Below are 15,563 nucleotides of genomic sequence, written 5' to 3' on the forward strand. Positions count from 1 at the left end.
GGAGGGGCGCGGAGAAACCGGGCCGTCGCAAGGAATTCCAAACGACGGGCCGCCCCCTGAGGAAGCGCGGCGGCGCGTTTACCATTTTCGGGAAGGTCCCCGCTTAATTACCGTTACATATCGCTAAATAGCTCGCCCGCCAGAGCAAGATGACCTCAAGTCGTTCCCGTCATTGCGAGCGAAGGGAAGCAATCCATGTCGTAGGGCGCCGCAGCGGCATCGATTGCTTCGCTTCGCTTGCATTGACGGCGCTGGTCGAACCTATATTCATGTCGCTCTAGTTGCGGTTCATCAGCCGTTCGAGGTAGTCGCGCTCGTCTGCGGGGCGGTTGGGATCGGCGAGGCGGCGGCGAAGCTCCTCCATCACCTTGCGCGCGCGCTCCGCGACACTCCCCATCTCGCGCAGAGCGCCCTCATCGCGGCCCAGGTTGCCTTGGCTTCTCCGCCCCAAGGGATCGTCGCCGTCCTGGTCGCCCGGCCGCATTCGGCGGGCGGAGTAGCGGCCCTGTCCGTTGCTGCCCTGACCGTTCATCTGCTGCTGCAGGCCTTGCGCGCCTTCGCGCAGCGCCTGGAGGGCGCGGCCCTGCGCGTCGACCGCGGCGCCCTTGCCCGACCGGCCGAGCTTCTCGTGCGGGCTGCTCTCATCGCCGTTCTGGCCCTGCTGACCCTTCAGGTCGCCTTCTGCTTCCTTCATGTCGCCTTCGGCGTCGTCGAAACCTTTCTGACCCTTCATGCCAAGGCCCTTCAGCATGCGCTGCATCTGGGCGAGGCGATCGGCCAGCTCTTGCTGCCGGTCACCGAGCTTCTGATCGTCAGAGCCGGCGTCGCCTTCGCCGGACTGAGCGTCCTTTTCGTCCTGGCCGGAATCAGGCTGGCCGTTGTCGTCCTGCTGCGCCTGGCCCTCGTCGTCCGACCGCTTCCGCTGCTGGCCCCGCCGCTGCCTCTGGTCGCTGCGGAAGGTGTCGTCGCGCAGGCCCTGCTGGTCGCGCATCAGCTTGCCGAGTTCGTCGATCTGTTTCTGCAGCGCGCGTTCGGCCGGGCTCTCCTCGGCGTTCTCGGCGCTCTGCATGTTCTCGAACATGTTCTGCATCTGATCGAGCATCGCCTCAGCGTCTTCGCGCGCGCCGTTGCGGGCGGTCTCTTCGAGCCTGTCCATCAGCTTGTCGAGACTCTGCGCCTGCTGGTTCGACTCCTGCGGCGTCTGGTCGCCGTTCTTCTCCGCCTTCATCGCCATTTCGGCGGCGAAGCGTTGCGCCGCCTCGCGCAGGTTCTGCATCAGCCTGCGGATCTCGTCCTCGCTCGCTCCGCGTTTTAGCGCCTCGCGCAGCGCCTCCTCGGCCGCGCGCAAATCGCGCTGGGCCTGGGTCATGTCGCCATCTTCGATCTGCAACGCCATGGTCCAGAGGAGCTGCGCGACCTCGACGAGGTCGGCGTCGGCGCGCGCGCCGTCGAGCGCGGTCTTGGCCTGCCTGAGACCGAGATGGACGCCGGCGGGCGTGTCGAACAGCTCGGGCGCGACAGCGAGGCCGGCGAGCGCCGCGTCGACTCGCTTCGGCGCGTGGTCGGGATCGAGGATAAGGTCGCGCCGCTCCTCGACGAGGGCGCGTGCGAGCGGATTGTGGAACGGCCGCTGCGGCAACGTGACTTCGACCGGCGCGCTCTGGCCGGTCTTGCCCGAGACGCTGGTTGCACTGAGTCGCATCGTCACCCTGGCGCCTGCCCAGGGGTGCTCGGAGAGATCGAGCGTCGCCTTGGCTTCGCCGGTACCGTTGGTTGAGGCCGGCGTCTCGAGCCCCGCCTGCGGCGCCTCGGCGAGACTGCGCGGGGCGGGTTTCGACGGATCGCGCGGGAGGGCGAAGTCGGCGCGCGCGCCGGTCACGCCATAGCGGTCGTCGATCCGGTAGGCGAGGGTCAGCGATCCGCTGAGGTTGGACTGCGGCGCCCCCGTCAGCGTGATCTTCGGCGTCCCGGCCGGGATGACGGTAAAGGCGACGTCGGCGGCCTTGGCCCCGTCGCGCCAGATCGTCGCCTTGCCGTCGCCCTGGATCGTCCAGCGCCGTTCGGCCGGCGCGCCCTTGGCCGGCTTCGCCTGGGTCTCGACCGGCGCGAGCGCGCCCTCGACCTTCGTCTCGACCGCGCCGGTCTCGCCGCGCACGACCAGGACCGATCCTTCGAACGCGGTGAGCATCTGGGGCGCCCCCGAAGCGACGTCGATCACCACCGGTGGGCGGCCGGCGTAGGACGGTGGATCGATCCAGGCGTCGATCCGGCTCCCGGCTTCGGCCAGCGCCGCGTCTCCCCCGCGCCAGTCGAAAGCCGCGGCGAGCCGGCCGTGGAGTTCCGGCCCCGCGACGACCGCCGCGGCGAAGGCCATCATCGCGACGCCGAAGCGCAGGGCGTAAGGGTCGCGCTCGGTCATGCGCGGGGCGGGCGGGGCGACGCGGACCGCTTCGACGGACCGGGCGAGCTGCGCCTGATGCGCCGCCCACAAGGCGCGCGCCATCGGATCGTCGGCGTTGGCGAGGCTGTCGGCGAGCGAACTCGCCGGGCGGTGCGCCGCGCCCGAATCCCTGTCGAGCCGGTCCGCGATCTCGCGCGCGGCCGGCCAGCGCAGCCGAACGAGCGGAGCGAGCGCGACGAGGAGCCCGAGCGCGAACAGGGCGACGCCCGCGATGCGCAGCACGCGCGGCGCGAAGATCCACGCGCCGAGCCAGGACGCCGCAAGGAACAGGATCGCAACGCCGATCGCCGCGACGGCCGGCGGCCAGGCCCGCTCGATCAGCAGCGCGCGGCCGGCGGCGGTCGAAAGAGCCGCCAGCCTGCCGGCGCCGTCGCTCTTCTGGGGGTCGCTGGGGTTCGTCTCGTTCGCCTTCGCCACGTTCGTCTCGATCGCCTGCGAAAGCATGCAAGCCTCACGCCAACCAAGGCGGAAGTTTGTCGAGCCCGATCATTTCTTCGTAAGTCGGCCGTGGGCGGATGACGGCGTAGTCCGAGCCCTTGACCAGCACCTCGGGCGCGAGCAGGCGCGCATTGTAGGTTCCGGCCTGCACGGCGCCGTAGGCGCCCGCCGTCATCACCGCGATCAGGTCGCCCGCGGCGACCTCGGGGAGGTCGCGGTCGAGCGCGAGGTAGTCGCCGCTCTCGCACACGGGTCCGACGACGTCGGCCCGCATCATGCGCGCGGCGTGCAGCGCCGGCGCCTGGACGGGCAGAATGTCGTGATAGGCGTCGTACAGCGTCGGTCGGATCAGGTCGTTCATCGCCGCGTCGACGATGACGAAGCTCTTGCCGTCGCCCTTCTTGACGAAGATCACCGAAGCGATCAGCACGCCCGCGTTGCCGACGATCAGCCGGCCGGGCTCGAGGATCACGCGGCAGCCGAGCGCGCGGGTATGGCGCGCGACGATCTCGGCGTAGCGGTCCGGAAACGGCGGGGGATCATTGTCGCTGCGGTAGGGGATGCCGAGCCCGCCGCCGAGATCGACGTGGTCGATCGCGTGGCCGTCGGCGCGCAAAACCTTCACGAAGTCGGCGAGCGGCGCGAAAGCGTTGTCGAACGGGCCAAGGTCGACGATCTGCGAGCCGATGTGCATGTCGACGCCGTGCACGGCGAGGCCCGGCAGCGCCCGGGCGCGGTCGAACACCTCGCGGGCGCGCGAGATCGGCACGCCGAATTTGTTCTCCGACTTGCCGGTCGAGATCTTGGCGTGGGTGCGGGCGTCGACGTCCGGGTTGACCCGGATGGCGATCGGAGCGACCGCGCCGCGGGCCAGCGCGACGGCGGAAAGCGCCTCGAGCTCCGGCTCCGACTCGACGTTGAAGCAGAGAATTCCTTCGTCGAGCCCGAGGTTCATCTCGCCCCGGGTCTTGCCGACGCCGGAGAAGATGATTTTGTCGCCGGGCACGCCGGCGGCGCGGGCGCGGCGCAGTTCGCCTTCGCTGACCACGTCCATCCCGGCCCCGAGGGCGGCCAGCGTCTTGAGCACCGCCTGGTTGGAGTTCGCCTTCATCGCATAGGCGACGAGAGCGTCCTGCCCAGCGAAGGCGTCGCGGAACACCCGGAAGTGCCGCTCGATGGTGGCGCTGGAATAGCAGTAGAAAGGCGTGCCGACCGCGCGGGCGATCTCGGGCAAAGGCACATCCTCGGCGGCGAGGACGCCGTCGCGATAAGCGAAGTGACGCATGGCGTCCCTTATTTCAGCAGGAAGTCGAGAAAGAAAGGCTGATCGGGCGGGGTGATGGGCGGGATCTTCCGCTTCATCTGCGGGTTCAGCGACTCGCCGCTGAGTTGGTCCGGCTTCGGCGTCGGAGCCTTGGCCTGGGCGCTCGCGTCGGGCGGCGGCTCGAGCGGCCCGTAGCGGCCGCAGGCCGTGAGGCCGAGCGCGACGAGGACGGCGACCGCCAGCGCGCGACGGGCGGAAAAAGGCGAAGACTTGGCGGACAAGACGCGACTCCGAAGACCGAGCCCTTATACAGGATCGGTCGGCGGACGGGAGGGGGCGGCGCCCGCCCGAAGCGGCGCCGAGCATGGGAACCGGCCGGGCCCCCATTCCAACCCTGGATCAAGCATCATCAAGGGGATATGGCGCCTTTTTCGATCGTCTCGACGGCGCTTGCGAGGGCGAGGAGGCCGCAATGTCAGACGCCCGAGGACGAACAACTAATTGACAATGTAAATATGGTCGACCCCCAACGACCGCCTCGATCCTCTGCTGCAGCCGCCTCAGTTCCCGCCGTTGTCGACGCAGTTCGTCTTGTTGCAATCGTTGCGATTGCGGCTCGTTGGCGGCGGCGTGTTGGGGTGGGGGACCTGTCCCATCGTCGTCGGCGGAGCGGGCGCGACGGGAGCCGGCTGCGCCATGCCTGACCGGGCGCGGTCGTCCCGTTGCTTTCGGCGCCGGGCGACGGGGGCGCAGCGTTCGGGGCGCCTGCCGCGGACCCGCCCGGCGCCATCTATGCGTGCCTGACCGCCGCGGGGGCGAACGCGAGAATGGCCGCCAACGCGCATGCGATCGGCTTGAACATGACCTGTCTCCTTCGGCTGGTTCGGACCTTAAGGAACGGAAAACCGCGGCGCGCGTTCCGTGGGCGTGGAGACGAACATGGAAACCGGCCGGCCGCCGGTCGCGCGTCCGCTGGCCGCGCGAAACGCTTCGCCGTGTGCGGGGTCGCGCGCCGGACGGCGGCGTGCGATAAGGACCGAATTCGGACGGAGGAGGGCCGCTTGTCGACGTTTCGTGTGACGACCCGGCAGATCAAGGCCGCGAGGGCGCTGCTCGACTGGTCGCAGTCCGAACTGGCCTCGGCTTCCGGTCTGTCCGTGCCGACGATCAAGCGAATCGAATCGAAGGCCGGGGATGTCGGCGGTCGCGAGGGTACGGTCGCCCGCATCGTTTCCGCGCTCGAGGCGGCCGGCGCCGAGTTCATCCCCGAGAACGGAGGCGGCGTCGGCGTGAGGCTGCGCGAAGGCCGCAAGCCGGAGACGATTGCGCTCGAAAATCTCAATGCGAGCAATGACGAGTAGCCTCGAAAACTTTTGTTTGCACAAGTGTTAACTCGGCCCGCATTTCGATTCAGGAGAAATAATGGAAAAACACGGTTGACGTCGTTAACGCGATGTGATTCTGATACGTGTGATGTTGTCCACCAAAGAACGCATACTCGCCGCCGCGACCGATCTGCTCGATACAGGCGGCCCCACCGCCGTGACATTGCGGGCAGTCGGAGATGCAGCCGGCATTTCCCAGTCCGCACCGTACACGCCGTTCACGGGATGGCCGACCTCGAGCAATTCGGCCTCGTCACAGTCATTTCGGAATCCGGGCCTTCTCTGCCGGCTCTCCTGGTGGAGATGCTGGCGCGGGGGATCGATACGCCGCAGCACGGCCGCGTCGCCGCGGCCGTCGGTCACTGCGACGCCTGAAGCGCGTCAAACGCCAGTTTGGGTTGTCCCCCGCATCAGGGGCCCTACAAAAAGCGTGTTCGCGCAGGTTCGCTGAGACCCGGAGCCTGCCTTGGCGCTGGCGACGGCGCCTGCCGTTCTCGACCTCGCCGAAGGCGACGCCGTGACGCTCGGGGAGAGGCCGAGCCTTTCGGAGCGCCTCTTGCTCCGGCGCCGGGACCATGGCGTGACTTTGCCGTCGCATTGACTGTAAGCCGATCCCCCGACGAATCCTGAGAGCGGGGACGGGCTGTCGCCAGATGCAGGTGTTCGGGAGGGTTCGATGCCGAAGCCAGGCGCAGGAAAAGCGTACGGGAGTTCCCCCTCGGCGTCCGCAAAGCTGATTGTCTTCGATCTCGGCAACGCCAGCGGCCGCGTCAGCCTCGGTTCGCTCGAGGACGAGCGGCTCCGGACCGAGGAGATCTACCGCTTCGTCAACGGCCCTTCGCGCCTCGGCCAACGCTGGTACTGGGACGTGCTGCGCCTTCACGCCGAGGTTATGGAGGGCTTGCGGCGCGCTGCAACCATCCTTGGCGAAGCGCCCGCGACCATCGGCATCGACTCCTGGGGCGTCGACTACGCCTATCTCGACGCGAGCGGCGCCGTCATGGCGCCGATGCGCCACATGCGCGACCCGCGAACGGACGGCGTCTATGAGGCGATCCATCGGCGCCTCAGCCGCGGCGAGCTTTACCGCCGCACGGGCGCCATGACGATCCAGATCAACACGCTCGCCCAGCTCTACGCCGAGCGGCGCGAGCAGCCATGGCTGCAGAAGGCGGCCGCGACGCTGCTCTTCACCTCCGACCTCATCAATTATTTCCTCACGGGGCTGCGGGTCTCGGATGTCACCATCGCCTCGACGTCGCAGTTTCTCGATCCCGCGCGAAGAGCCTGGCGGCCGGACGTGCTCTCCGACCTCGGTCTCGCCAGCCATTTTCTGCCGCCGCTGGTCGAGCCGGGGACGGTCCTCGGCCCTCTCCTGCCCGAAGTGAGGAGCGCTGCGGGGCTCGGCGCGGGGGTCCAGGCGGTCGCGGTGGCCGGCCATGACACCGCCGCCGCCGTGGCGGCGACCCCGTTCGCGCCTGGCCGGCGGGCGGCTTTTATCAGCGCCGGCACATGGTCGCTGCTCGGCCGGGAGATCATCGCTCCCGATCTCTCGGATGCGTCGCTCGACAGCAACTTCACCAACGAATGCGGCGTCGGCGGCGCGATCGTCCATCACAAGATCTTGTGCGGGTTGTGGCTCGTCCAGGAATGCCGGCGGATATGGTCGAAGACCGCGGCGCTCGACTACGCCGACCTCGATCGCGCCGCCAACGCTCAGCCGCCGCTCGCTTTCGTCTTCGACCCCGACGATCCGCGCTTTCTAACCCCGTCCGATATGCCGGCCGCGATTGTCTCGTGGTTCCGGGACCGTGGCCTTCCGGCGCCGGAGGGAGTCGGTCCGATCGCGCGTGCGATCTACGATAGCCTCGCCCTCAACCATCGCCACGCCCTCGATGACCTCGCGAGGCTGGGTGAGGGGGCTATCGAGGAGATCAACCTCGTCGGCGGCGGCGTGCAGGCCGCCCTGCTTGCACAGGCGACGAGCGACGCGGCCGGGCTGCCCGTCCTCGCGGGGCCTCAGGAAGCCACCGTCGCCGGAAACATGCTCTGCCAACTCCTCGCCGCAGGCGCAATCGCCGACCTCGAAGAGGGCCGCGCCATGATTCGCCGGTCGAACGAACTCGCGACCTACCGCCCCCGCGAACGCTCCGCATGGGAGACGGCGTCCGTGGTTTTCCGCAGCCTCAAGGCGGCGTCGCGCTGAAGCGAGAGCGCGCCGTGATCCTCAGCCGAGCACGTATCGGGAAAACGCCAAAGCCTGTCGCGCGGCCTCGTCCATCCGGGCTTCGTCGGCGTTGTCGCTGAGATCACGCCAGACCTTGATGTCGCTGCCGACGCCGCCGCCCATCTTCACGAAGGGCTCCATGACGACCGCGCCGCTGTAACCGATCTCGCGAAGCGCCGTCCCGATCTCGTGCCAGGGCAGTCGGCCTTTGCCGGGAACGCGCCGATTGTTCTCGCCGGTATGGAAATGGCCGAGCAGCGGTCCCGCAGTACGGATCGCCTTGCCGAAGCTGTCCTCCTCGATGTTCATATGGAACGTGTCGAGCATCACCTTGACGTTGGGCTTGCCGACCTCGCGAACGAAGGCGACGCCTTCGTCGGCGGTGTTCAGCACGTGATTCTCAAAACGGTTGAGCACTTCCAGACAGAGGGTGACGCCGTGATCTGCGGCGAAATCCGCCAGGCTCGAGATGCCCTCGAGGCCTCGCGCGCGGTCACCCGCCTTGTCGACCGGCTTCGAATAGTCGATCGGCCAGTAGGAATGGAGGGCGCCGCCGATGATGTGAATATCGAGTTTGGCAAGGTTCGTCAGCGTCTCCTCGAAGAAGGCCCGCCCCGCTTTTCGGATCGCCGGATCGGCGGAAGATAGGTTCTTCTGGGGGGACGGACCGAGCCCGGCGGTGATCATGACGCCGTTGTCCCGGGCGGAGCGGCCGACTTCGGCGATGTGCGCCTGGCTATAGCTGTTCAGATGATGAGCGGCGATTTCGATGATGTCGAAACCGAGCCTGGCGACCTTTTCCACGTATTTCAGACAGTCGGCGCTCCACTCCTGCTCCCAGTACGAGTAATAAATGCCGAACTTCATTTCCGCCTCCTATTTGCGTTATGGTCGTTGGCTATCCCAGCGCTGACCCATTGCAAAACAGCCTTCAACGGTCGTCGTCAGGCCGGTTCATCGCCGGGCAAACAGGATCTGCAGGAATCTGCTCGTCCAGATTGACCGTACAACCATGATTAGCAGTAGGAATGCGCCCCACAATGCCGTCGCAAGATGCTGGTTGGCGCCGAGCAAGTTCAGGCCCGAGGCGATCACCTGAAGGATCACCAGCGCGATGGCGACCGGCAGCACGCGGCCGAAGCCGCCGAAGGGATCGACGCCGCCGAGGAAGCAGGCGAGCACGGTGATGAGCACATACGCCTCGCCGTGCCCGACCCGCACCGAGTTGAATCGGGCGAGCATGACGATGCCGGCAAGGCCGCACATAAGCCCCGACAGCGTATAGATCAGGGTCAGCGCGCGGCGCGTCGAAATGCCCGAATAGCGCGTCGCCTCGAGATTCGAGCCGATCATGCGCGTGGCGAACCCGAGCCGGGTCCGGGACATCACGATGTGCCAGAGCAGCACTGCTCCGGCGAAGACGAGGATCGGCGCCGGAACCCCGAGCACGGTTCCTTGCCCGATGGCCTGAACGGCGTTCGGCGTGCCGGAAATGTCGCCGCCGTGGGTGAGGAACTCGCCAAGTCCGCGGACGAAGATCATCATCGAAAGCGACACCAGGATCGGGTGCGCCCCGGTGGTCGCGATGATCACGCCCATGAGCCATCCGACCAGCGCGCCCGTGGCGAGCGCGGCAGCGATCCCGAGCACGATGGCGAACGCGCCGGCGTCGGCGCCGCCGAAGCTATGCAGGACCGCCGCCATGGCGAGACCCGACAGGTTGGCGGTGAACGTGATCGCGAGATTGAAGCCCCCGGAAATGATCGGCATCAGCATCGCGAGCGTGAGGAGGCCGAGTTCGGGCAGCTGGAACGCGACCGATACGAAGGTCGTTTCGCTCAGGAAGCCCGTCGCTGTGACGGAAAACACGAGGCAGACGAGAACCAGCAACCCGAGGAGATTGGCGATTTCCGGATCGACAAGGCGGGCGATCCGCCGATCCCGGTCGGGCGATATGGTTTGCGTGGTCATTGCGCCATCCTCCGAGTCCTGGGCGCGCGCAAGGATCCAATGAGCTTGCCGACGCCTTCGCTGGACAGAGTGATCGCGACGAGAATGATTGCGCCGATGATCATCTTGAACGCATAGGGTGAGATCCCGAGGAGGTTGAGCCCGTTCTGCGTCATCCCGACCAAAATGATGCCCAGGACGACCCCGAGTATCGAACCGCGCCCGCCGCCCAATCGGGCGCCGCCGAGCACGACGGCGGCGAGCACGTTCAGTTCGCGGCCGTAGAGCGCGTTCGGGACAACCTCCTCAGCGTAGTGGGCCTGCATAAGACCGGCGATGCCGGCCATGAGTCCGAGCCAGCCGTAGGCGAGGTAGTGCATCGCGCCGAGGCTCACGCCGATGCGGCGGGCGCCCTCCACGTTGTCGCCCATGGCGTAAAGCTGCCGGCCCGTGCTGGTCCGCTGCAACAGCGTCCAGGTCGCCGCCACGCACAGGATCATGACGATCACCAGAATAGTAATCTCCGCCCGGCCGTTCGTCGTCTCGATGCTAACGACCGGAATCCGCGTAGTCAGCCAGTCGGGAAGGTCATAGAGCGAAACGCCACCCGAGAAGAACATCAGGAGGCCGAAGAACAGGTTGTAGGTCGCGATCGTCACGACGATGGAGACGATCCGGAATTGATAGATCCAGAACGCGTTGAAGCACCCGAGCGCCGCGCCGAACGCGCCTGCGAGCAGGATGCCAAGAGCCCAATCCCCGCCCCCCATCGCCTGCAGCGTCAAGGCGGTCAGATACTGAACGACGGAGGCGGCGACGGCGAAGGAAATGTCGATGCCGCCGGCGATCAGCACGACGAGCAGCCCGACGCCGAAGATGATGTCGACCGAACTCGCGTTGAGGAGATCGAACAGGTTCGGCAGGGTCAGAAACGTGTGGGTCAGCACGCCGAGCGCCGCGCCCATGACGAGTATCACGAAGATGAGCCAACGCTCCGTGGCCCCGATGGGGAGCTTAAGCATGGACCGCCTCCTCGATCGCAAGAATGTCGGTGTCGCCGGGCAGGTACGCGCCGACGATGCGGCCGTCGCGCATATGCAGGATACGGTCGGCGTTGAAATAGACCTCGGAAATCTCGTCCGAGATCAAGAGGATCGCGATGCCGGACTCGGCAAGCCCGCGCACGATGGCGAAGATGCCCGCGCGCGCGCCGACGTCGACGCCGACGGTCGGCGAATCGAGAATCAGGAGGCGCGGATTGGTCGCAAGCCACTTCGCCAGCACCACCTTCTGCTGGTTTCCGCCGGACAGGGTCGAGATCGCGTTGGATGGTTTGCCGATCTTGACCCCGAGGTCGAGAATCCACTTCGCGACGAGCGCCTCCCTCTTGCGGAATGAGATGAGGGGCCAGGGGTCCAAGAGGCTGTCGAGAACCGCAATCGAAGTGTTGTCCTCGATCGACTGCGGCTGAATGAGTCCGAGGGTCAGGCGGTCTTCCGAGACGTATGCGACGCCAGCCCGAATCGCCTCGTGGTTGCTGGCGAAGCGGACTGGCCGGCCGTCGAGCCGAACGACGCCGCTGGTCGGCTGGGTCATGCCGAACAGGCTCAAGGCCAGTTCGGTCCGGCCCGATCCGAGGCGGCCCGTGATCCCGACGACTTCGCCGGCGTGAATGGCGAGCGAAATGTCCTCGTACTGACCGGCTCGCGATAGACCGACGACGTCGAGCACAACGGGCTTCGCCGAAAGGTCGCGGCGGCTGACGGCGTAGTCGAAGGTTTTTCCAGTCATCAGTTCGGTCAGCCGGGTCTGTGTCATTCCGGCGGTCGGATAGGTGCCGACGAGTTGGCCGTCGCGCAGAACCGTCACGCGGCTGCAAACGTCGAGCACCTCGGCGAGGCGGTGGCTGACGAACACGACGGCGATCCCCTCAGCGGACAGGCGTCGGACAATGGTGAGCAGCGCGTCCGTCTCCGCTTGGCTCAGCGAGGCGGTCGGCTCGTCCATGAACACGAGCTTCGCCTCGGTCACCAACGCGCGCGCCACGGCGACGATCTGCCGTTGCGCGATCGGCAGGGTCCGCAGAACGGCGTCGAGATCGAGCGACACGCCAAGCCGCGCGAGGATGCGCTCGGCGTCGGCGCGCATCGCGGAAGTGTTGACGAGCCGCGGTAGCCTTCCGAGGTTGCGCTCGAAGCCGATGTTCTCGGCGACCGACAGCTCCGCGAACAGAGCGAGGTCCTGCCAGATGACCTGAATCCCGAGATCGCGCGCTTGAGCCGGGTTGAGGCCATCGATATCGCGGCCGTTGAAGCGCATGACGGCGCCGGGCTCGGGCTGGTACACGCCGGTGATGATCTTGATCAGCGTGCTCTTGCCGCACCCGTTCTCGCCGGCGAGGCACAAGACCTCGCCCGGCATGACGTCGAAGCGAACGTCGTCGAGGGCATTGACGCCTCCAAACTGCTTGGAAACATGTTCGACATGCAGCAAGGGAACGCCGGACGCCGGCGCTCGATCGCTCGCCAATGTTTGCTGGACCTGAGCCATTGTCGTTTGCTCGCTAAAGCAATGCGAGAGGGGGGGCCTGCCCGGCGGCGAGGCCGGGCAGGCTTGTCGATGGAGACTTAAGACGGGTCAGAGACCCATCTTCGCCAGGTCGTCGACCGAGTCCTTGTTGAGGTCGACGAGGTTGTTGACGATCAGATTGTGGCCGTCCGGATGCACGACGCCGAGGCCGGGAATGTTGGTCCCGTCGGCGATCGGCTGGCCTTTGGCGAGCATGGTTCCGATCGTGACGAAGATCTCGCCGGCCAATTCCGGATTCCACATGTAGCCGCCCGTCAGCACGCCGTCGTGCACGAGCTTCTTGCCCTGGCCGGGCGAGAACGGACCCATGACGAGAATCTTGCCCTCGAGATGCTTCTCCTGCACCGCTCGCGCGGCGCCGATCGGCCCTTGGCTGCCGAAGGCGAGGAAGCCCTTGAGGTCCGGGTTGGCGCGGATCAGATCGAGGGCCGTGCTGCGCGACTGGTCGACGTTCTCCGCCACGCCGTAGCGGTCGCCGATGAGCTTCATGTCGGGGGCGTTGGCCTTGATATAGGCGATGGCCGCATCGGCCCAGGCGTTGTGCAGCGGCACCGTCAGGGATCCGACGAACACGGCATAATCGCCCTTGCCGCCCAGGGCGTCGACGAGCCGCTTGCCGTACGCCTCGCCGAAACCCTTCGCCGAAGCGAGCTCGAAGTCGTAGTCGGCGTTCTTTTGCTTGGGCGACTCGTGCGTGATGACCTTGATGCCGGCCGCGCGCGCCCGCTCGAGCACCGGCTCGAGCACCTCGGCGTCGTTCGGCACGACGCCGATGACGTCGACCTTCTGCGCGATCAAGTCCTCGATCGCGCGGACCTGCAGCGCGGGGTCCGCGCTGGTCGGGCCGATCATAAAGGCTTTGACGCCGAGTTCTGCCGCTTTCTTTTTGATGCCCATGTCCATGGCGTTGAACCACGGAATGCCGCCGATCTTCACCACGACGCCGATCACCGGGCTGTCGGGCGAGGCGACCGCCGCCGCGCCCGAAAGAGCCACCGCGGAAACGCCAGCCAATCCGGCCAGCAGAACGCGCCTTGTTACAGAGAGTTTCATCATGGCCTCATTTACCTCCCATCCTTTGCCGCTCGGGCGAGTTGCGGATCGAGTGATCCGGCTGCTCTGGGCCAGATGGCGACCCAGAATTCAGTATGATTCGTGGCCTTCAGCGGACCTTAACTCCCGCGGACAATGATTCCGCCTTCTCTCCCGGACGGTTCGCAAGATTGGCGTCGGGGGCGGGCCCGGTTGACGCGCGCACCCGAAGCTCGCACGGCAGCAGGACATGCTTGGCTGGCGAGAGGTCGCCTTTGATCCTTGCGCTCAGCGTTTCCCAAAGCGCCCGGCCCATCTCGCGCACGGGCTGGAAGATGGCGGTCAGGGGCGTCGCTCGTGCGCGCATCCACATGTAGTCGTCGAAACCGATCAGCGAGATATCGCCCGGCATGCGAAGGCCGCGCTCGGCCAACGTCGTCAGGACGCTCAGCGTCGTGAAGTTCGTCAGCGCCTGAATCGCCGTCGGCTGCGGTTTGCGATCGAACCACTCCGACAGCTTTTCCGCGGCGTCGTCGATCGAGAAGCCGAGTTCGACAATCGGCGGCTCAGGCAGGCCCCGCGACCGCAGGACCTGACTGGCGCCGCTGCAGCGCTGCCGAATGTTTGCGAGAGTCAGCGACGAAGCGGCGATGAGGATATCTTTGTGGCCGAGGTCGATCAGATGACGAGCGCCAAGGGCGCCCGCTTCCTCGTTGTCGACAGACACAGTGTCGGCGTTCAAATTGCCGGTGACGCGGTCCGCGATGACGTAAGGGGTCTCTGAAGAATCGATGAGTTTCCGGCCGGGAAAATCGTCAGAGCAGGGAACGACGATCAGTCCTGCAGGACGCCATGCCAGGATCGCCTTCAGCTTGGACGTCTCCATGCTCTCTGCGCCGTGCGAGCTGGCGACGATGACCTCGTAGCTGTCCCCACCGAGGCATTGTTCGACGGCCGAGACAACCGACGTGAAGAAGGGATTGTCGAGATCGGGAACAAGGACGGCGATGATCCTGGCCTCTCCCGAGCGCAGCATGGAGGCCCGCGGGTCGGCGCGATAGTCGAGGGCCTTGACCGCGGCTTCGACCTTCTTGACGAGCTCGGCGCTAACCGGCTTGCGGCCAGTCAGCACGTTCGAGACGGTGGCCGGAGAGACGCCAGCCATCCGCGCGACGTCATTGATCGAACTTGTTTTTTCGATCATCGCCCTTGGGCCTTCGCTCCCTGTAAAACGATTTACTGTAAATCGTTTTACGTCGCGCCCAGACGGATGGCAAGGGAAAAGTCGCCCCTCAGTCGAAAAATTTAGCCCGCCGCTCGCCGCGCCGATGCCGATGGTCCGAGCGAACGTTCCTCAAGACGACGGCTTGTAAATACGGCGAACAGCGATAACTAAAGCCGAGGGGAAAGAACGGCTGGTTGCCAATCAGCGTAGCGGGAGGAGGCGGGGATGCGCGAGGCCACGTCGAACCATCTCAGGGCTGAGACAGCTGCCTTATTCGCCGCAAAATCGTCGCCGCCTCGGCCGCGCTTGCGTCCCGGCGCCGGCGGAGGCGCCGCGCCCGCGCAGCCCTCGCGCAAGCGAACGCGGATATATGCGAGCCCGTATAACCGAACATTCTACCTAAGAGCGTATGACCAACCCCGCCCCGCCCCCTCGATCTCGTTGATCGCGAGCGAGGCGCCGTCACGCAAAAGCAGCCGAAGGAGTGAGACATGAGCGAGCACCCAGCATTATCGAACAGCATGGCCCTTCTTGTCGAAGCGCAGCGCCACCGCGAGTTCGCCGGGGGGCTTCGCGAGGAAGCGGTCGGCTTGTGGGCGGAGGATTATCTCGCGCTTGCCGATCTGGAAGACGCCAAGGCGGACGCTATCGAGGCGTCCATCACGGCAGCGAAGATGAAGGAGAAGGATAAGTGGTGATAGCAGGACGTATCCCGTCCGCATCGATGGGAACGGACCCATGCTGTACGGCGCCCAAGTCCCGCCAAGACGAGGTTATGATCGGTACCGATCGGACAATCAGTCGGATGAGACGACAAGCCCGGCATCTTGAGCCGGCTTCCACGATCCTCGCTTGGGCGCTGGGCGCCATGCCAACGCTTTGAACCCTGAGACCTGGAAATTATAATTGGGGTCACAACGGAGAGCAGCAGCGAAGCGATGGATAGCTGCCTTTCGCCGCCGCCGAGGAACGGCAAAGGTCCGCCTCGAAGC

At 66.2% G+C, this 15,563-nt stretch carries 14 protein-coding genes and 1 pseudogene; 6 read left to right on the plus strand and 9 right to left on the minus strand.

The window, feature by feature from the left end; genetic code table 11:
* Positions 1 to 277: 277 nt before the first annotated feature.
* Genes ACLP25_RS21465 through lptM form a run of 3 tightly spaced genes read right to left on the minus strand, consistent with a single transcriptional unit; the run spans position 278 to position 4,444 of the window.
* Positions 278 to 2,905: a TIGR02302 family protein gene (locus tag ACLP25_RS21465; protein ID WP_442471176.1), complete on the minus strand. Its 2,628-nt coding sequence runs from the start codon at positions 2,903 to 2,905 to the stop codon at positions 278 to 280.
* Between the two features lie 7 nt (positions 2,906 to 2,912).
* Positions 2,913 to 4,184, minus strand: a complete 1,272-nt coding sequence (gene lysA / locus ACLP25_RS21470; protein WP_442471177.1) for a diaminopimelate decarboxylase — start codon at positions 4,182 to 4,184, stop codon at positions 2,913 to 2,915.
* An 8-nt stretch (positions 4,185 to 4,192) separates the two neighbouring features.
* On the minus strand, positions 4,193 to 4,444 hold the full coding sequence (gene lptM / locus ACLP25_RS21475) for an LPS translocon maturation chaperone LptM (protein WP_442471178.1): 252 nt from the start codon (positions 4,442 to 4,444) through the stop codon (positions 4,193 to 4,195).
* A 780-nt stretch (positions 4,445 to 5,224) separates the two neighbouring features.
* Here lptM and ACLP25_RS21480 point away from each other — a divergent pair.
* The 5 genes and pseudogenes from ACLP25_RS21480 (at position 5,225) to ACLP25_RS21500 (ending at position 7,754) form a co-directional block, all read left to right on the plus strand.
* Positions 5,225 to 5,524 (plus strand): helix-turn-helix domain-containing protein, encoded by a 300-nt coding sequence (locus tag ACLP25_RS21480; protein WP_442471179.1) that lies wholly within the window; start codon positions 5,225 to 5,227, stop codon positions 5,522 to 5,524.
* Positions 5,525 to 5,636: 112 nt separating this feature from the next.
* Positions 5,637 to 5,756, plus strand: a pseudogene (locus ACLP25_RS21485) (TetR family transcriptional regulator); the annotation flags it as partial.
* Between the two features lie 17 nt (positions 5,757 to 5,773).
* Complete coding sequence (locus ACLP25_RS21490; RefSeq protein WP_442471189.1) at positions 5,774 to 5,923, plus strand: hypothetical protein; 150 nt, start codon at positions 5,774 to 5,776, stop codon at positions 5,921 to 5,923.
* Positions 5,924 to 6,014: 91 nt separating this feature from the next.
* Entirely contained in the window at positions 6,015 to 6,149 is a 135-nt protein-coding gene (locus tag ACLP25_RS21495; RefSeq protein WP_442471180.1) for a hypothetical protein, read from the plus strand.
* A 75-nt stretch (positions 6,150 to 6,224) separates the two neighbouring features.
* Positions 6,225 to 7,754, plus strand: coding sequence for a rhamnulokinase (locus ACLP25_RS21500; RefSeq protein WP_442471181.1), 1,530 nt, complete (start codon positions 6,225 to 6,227; stop codon positions 7,752 to 7,754).
* Between the two features lie 21 nt (positions 7,755 to 7,775).
* Here ACLP25_RS21500 and ACLP25_RS21505 read toward each other — a convergent pair whose 3' ends face one another.
* The 6 genes from ACLP25_RS21505 to ACLP25_RS21530 form a co-directional block, all read right to left on the minus strand.
* Positions 7,776 to 8,642 carry a D-psicose 3-epimerase gene (locus ACLP25_RS21505; protein ID WP_442471182.1) on the minus strand — a complete coding sequence of 289 codons (867 nt, stop codon included), beginning with the start codon at positions 8,640 to 8,642 and terminating at the stop codon, positions 7,776 to 7,778.
* Between the two features lie 87 nt (positions 8,643 to 8,729).
* Positions 8,730 to 9,746 carry an ABC transporter permease gene (locus ACLP25_RS21510; RefSeq protein ID WP_442471183.1) on the minus strand — a complete coding sequence of 339 codons (1,017 nt, stop codon included), beginning with the start codon at positions 9,744 to 9,746 and terminating at the stop codon, positions 8,730 to 8,732.
* Positions 9,743 to 10,747, minus strand: a complete 1,005-nt coding sequence (locus ACLP25_RS21515) for an ABC transporter permease (RefSeq protein WP_442471184.1) — start codon at positions 10,745 to 10,747, stop codon at positions 9,743 to 9,745. Before ACLP25_RS21515 ends, ACLP25_RS21510 begins: the two co-directional genes overlap by 4 nt.
* Entirely contained in the window at positions 10,740 to 12,275 is a 1,536-nt protein-coding gene (locus ACLP25_RS21520) for a sugar ABC transporter ATP-binding protein (RefSeq protein WP_442471185.1), read from the minus strand. The genes ACLP25_RS21515 and ACLP25_RS21520 overlap by 8 nt, the downstream gene beginning before the upstream one ends.
* An 87-nt stretch (positions 12,276 to 12,362) precedes the next feature.
* Entirely contained in the window at positions 12,363 to 13,367 is a 1,005-nt protein-coding gene (locus ACLP25_RS21525) for a substrate-binding domain-containing protein (protein ID WP_442471188.1), read from the minus strand.
* Positions 13,368 to 13,476: 109 nt separating this feature from the next.
* A complete protein-coding gene (locus ACLP25_RS21530; protein WP_442471186.1) occupies positions 13,477 to 14,550 on the minus strand; it encodes a LacI family DNA-binding transcriptional regulator in 1,074 nt (357 codons plus the stop codon).
* A gap of 512 nt (positions 14,551 to 15,062) precedes the next feature.
* On the opposite strand from ACLP25_RS21530, the gene ACLP25_RS21535 reads away from it, so the two are divergent.
* The gene (locus ACLP25_RS21535; protein WP_442471187.1) at positions 15,063 to 15,269 is read left to right on the plus strand and encodes a hypothetical protein; all 207 of its coding nucleotides are present in this window, start codon (positions 15,063 to 15,065) and stop codon (positions 15,267 to 15,269) included.
* Positions 15,270 to 15,563 lie beyond the last annotated feature (294 nt).

Source organism: Roseiarcus sp. (assembly GCF_052145395.1).
GTDB lineage: Bacteria > Pseudomonadota > Alphaproteobacteria > Rhizobiales > Beijerinckiaceae > Roseiarcus.

Bases quoted from the DNA above. Each gene is read 5' to 3' on its own strand.
- ACLP25_RS21465 (WP_442471176.1), bottom strand. From the start codon at position 2,905: ATGCTTTCGCAGGCGATCGAGACGAACGTGGCGAAGGCGAACGAGACG.
- lysA (WP_442471177.1), bottom strand. From the start codon at position 4,184: ATGCGTCACTTCGCTTATCGCGACGGCGTCCTCGCCGCCGAGGATGTG.
- ACLP25_RS21490 (WP_442471189.1), top strand. From the start codon at position 5,774: ATGGCCGACCTCGAGCAATTCGGCCTCGTCACAGTCATTTCGGAATCC.
- ACLP25_RS21500 (WP_442471181.1), top strand. From the start codon at position 6,225: ATGCCGAAGCCAGGCGCAGGAAAAGCGTACGGGAGTTCCCCCTCGGCG.
- ACLP25_RS21505 (WP_442471182.1), bottom strand. From the start codon at position 8,642: ATGAAGTTCGGCATTTATTACTCGTACTGGGAGCAGGAGTGGAGCGCC.
- ACLP25_RS21510 (WP_442471183.1), bottom strand. From the start codon at position 9,746: ATGACCACGCAAACCATATCGCCCGACCGGGATCGGCGGATCGCCCGC.
- ACLP25_RS21515 (WP_442471184.1), bottom strand. From the start codon at position 10,747: ATGCTTAAGCTCCCCATCGGGGCCACGGAGCGTTGGCTCATCTTCGTG.
- ACLP25_RS21520 (WP_442471185.1), bottom strand. From the start codon at position 12,275: ATGGCTCAGGTCCAGCAAACATTGGCGAGCGATCGAGCGCCGGCGTCC.
- ACLP25_RS21525 (WP_442471188.1), bottom strand. From the start codon at position 13,367: ATGAAACTCTCTGTAACAAGGCGCGTTCTGCTGGCCGGATTGGCTGGC.
- ACLP25_RS21530 (WP_442471186.1), bottom strand. From the start codon at position 14,550: ATGATCGAAAAAACAAGTTCGATCAATGACGTCGCGCGGATGGCTGGC.
- ACLP25_RS21535 (WP_442471187.1), top strand. From the start codon at position 15,063: ATGAGCGAGCACCCAGCATTATCGAACAGCATGGCCCTTCTTGTCGAA.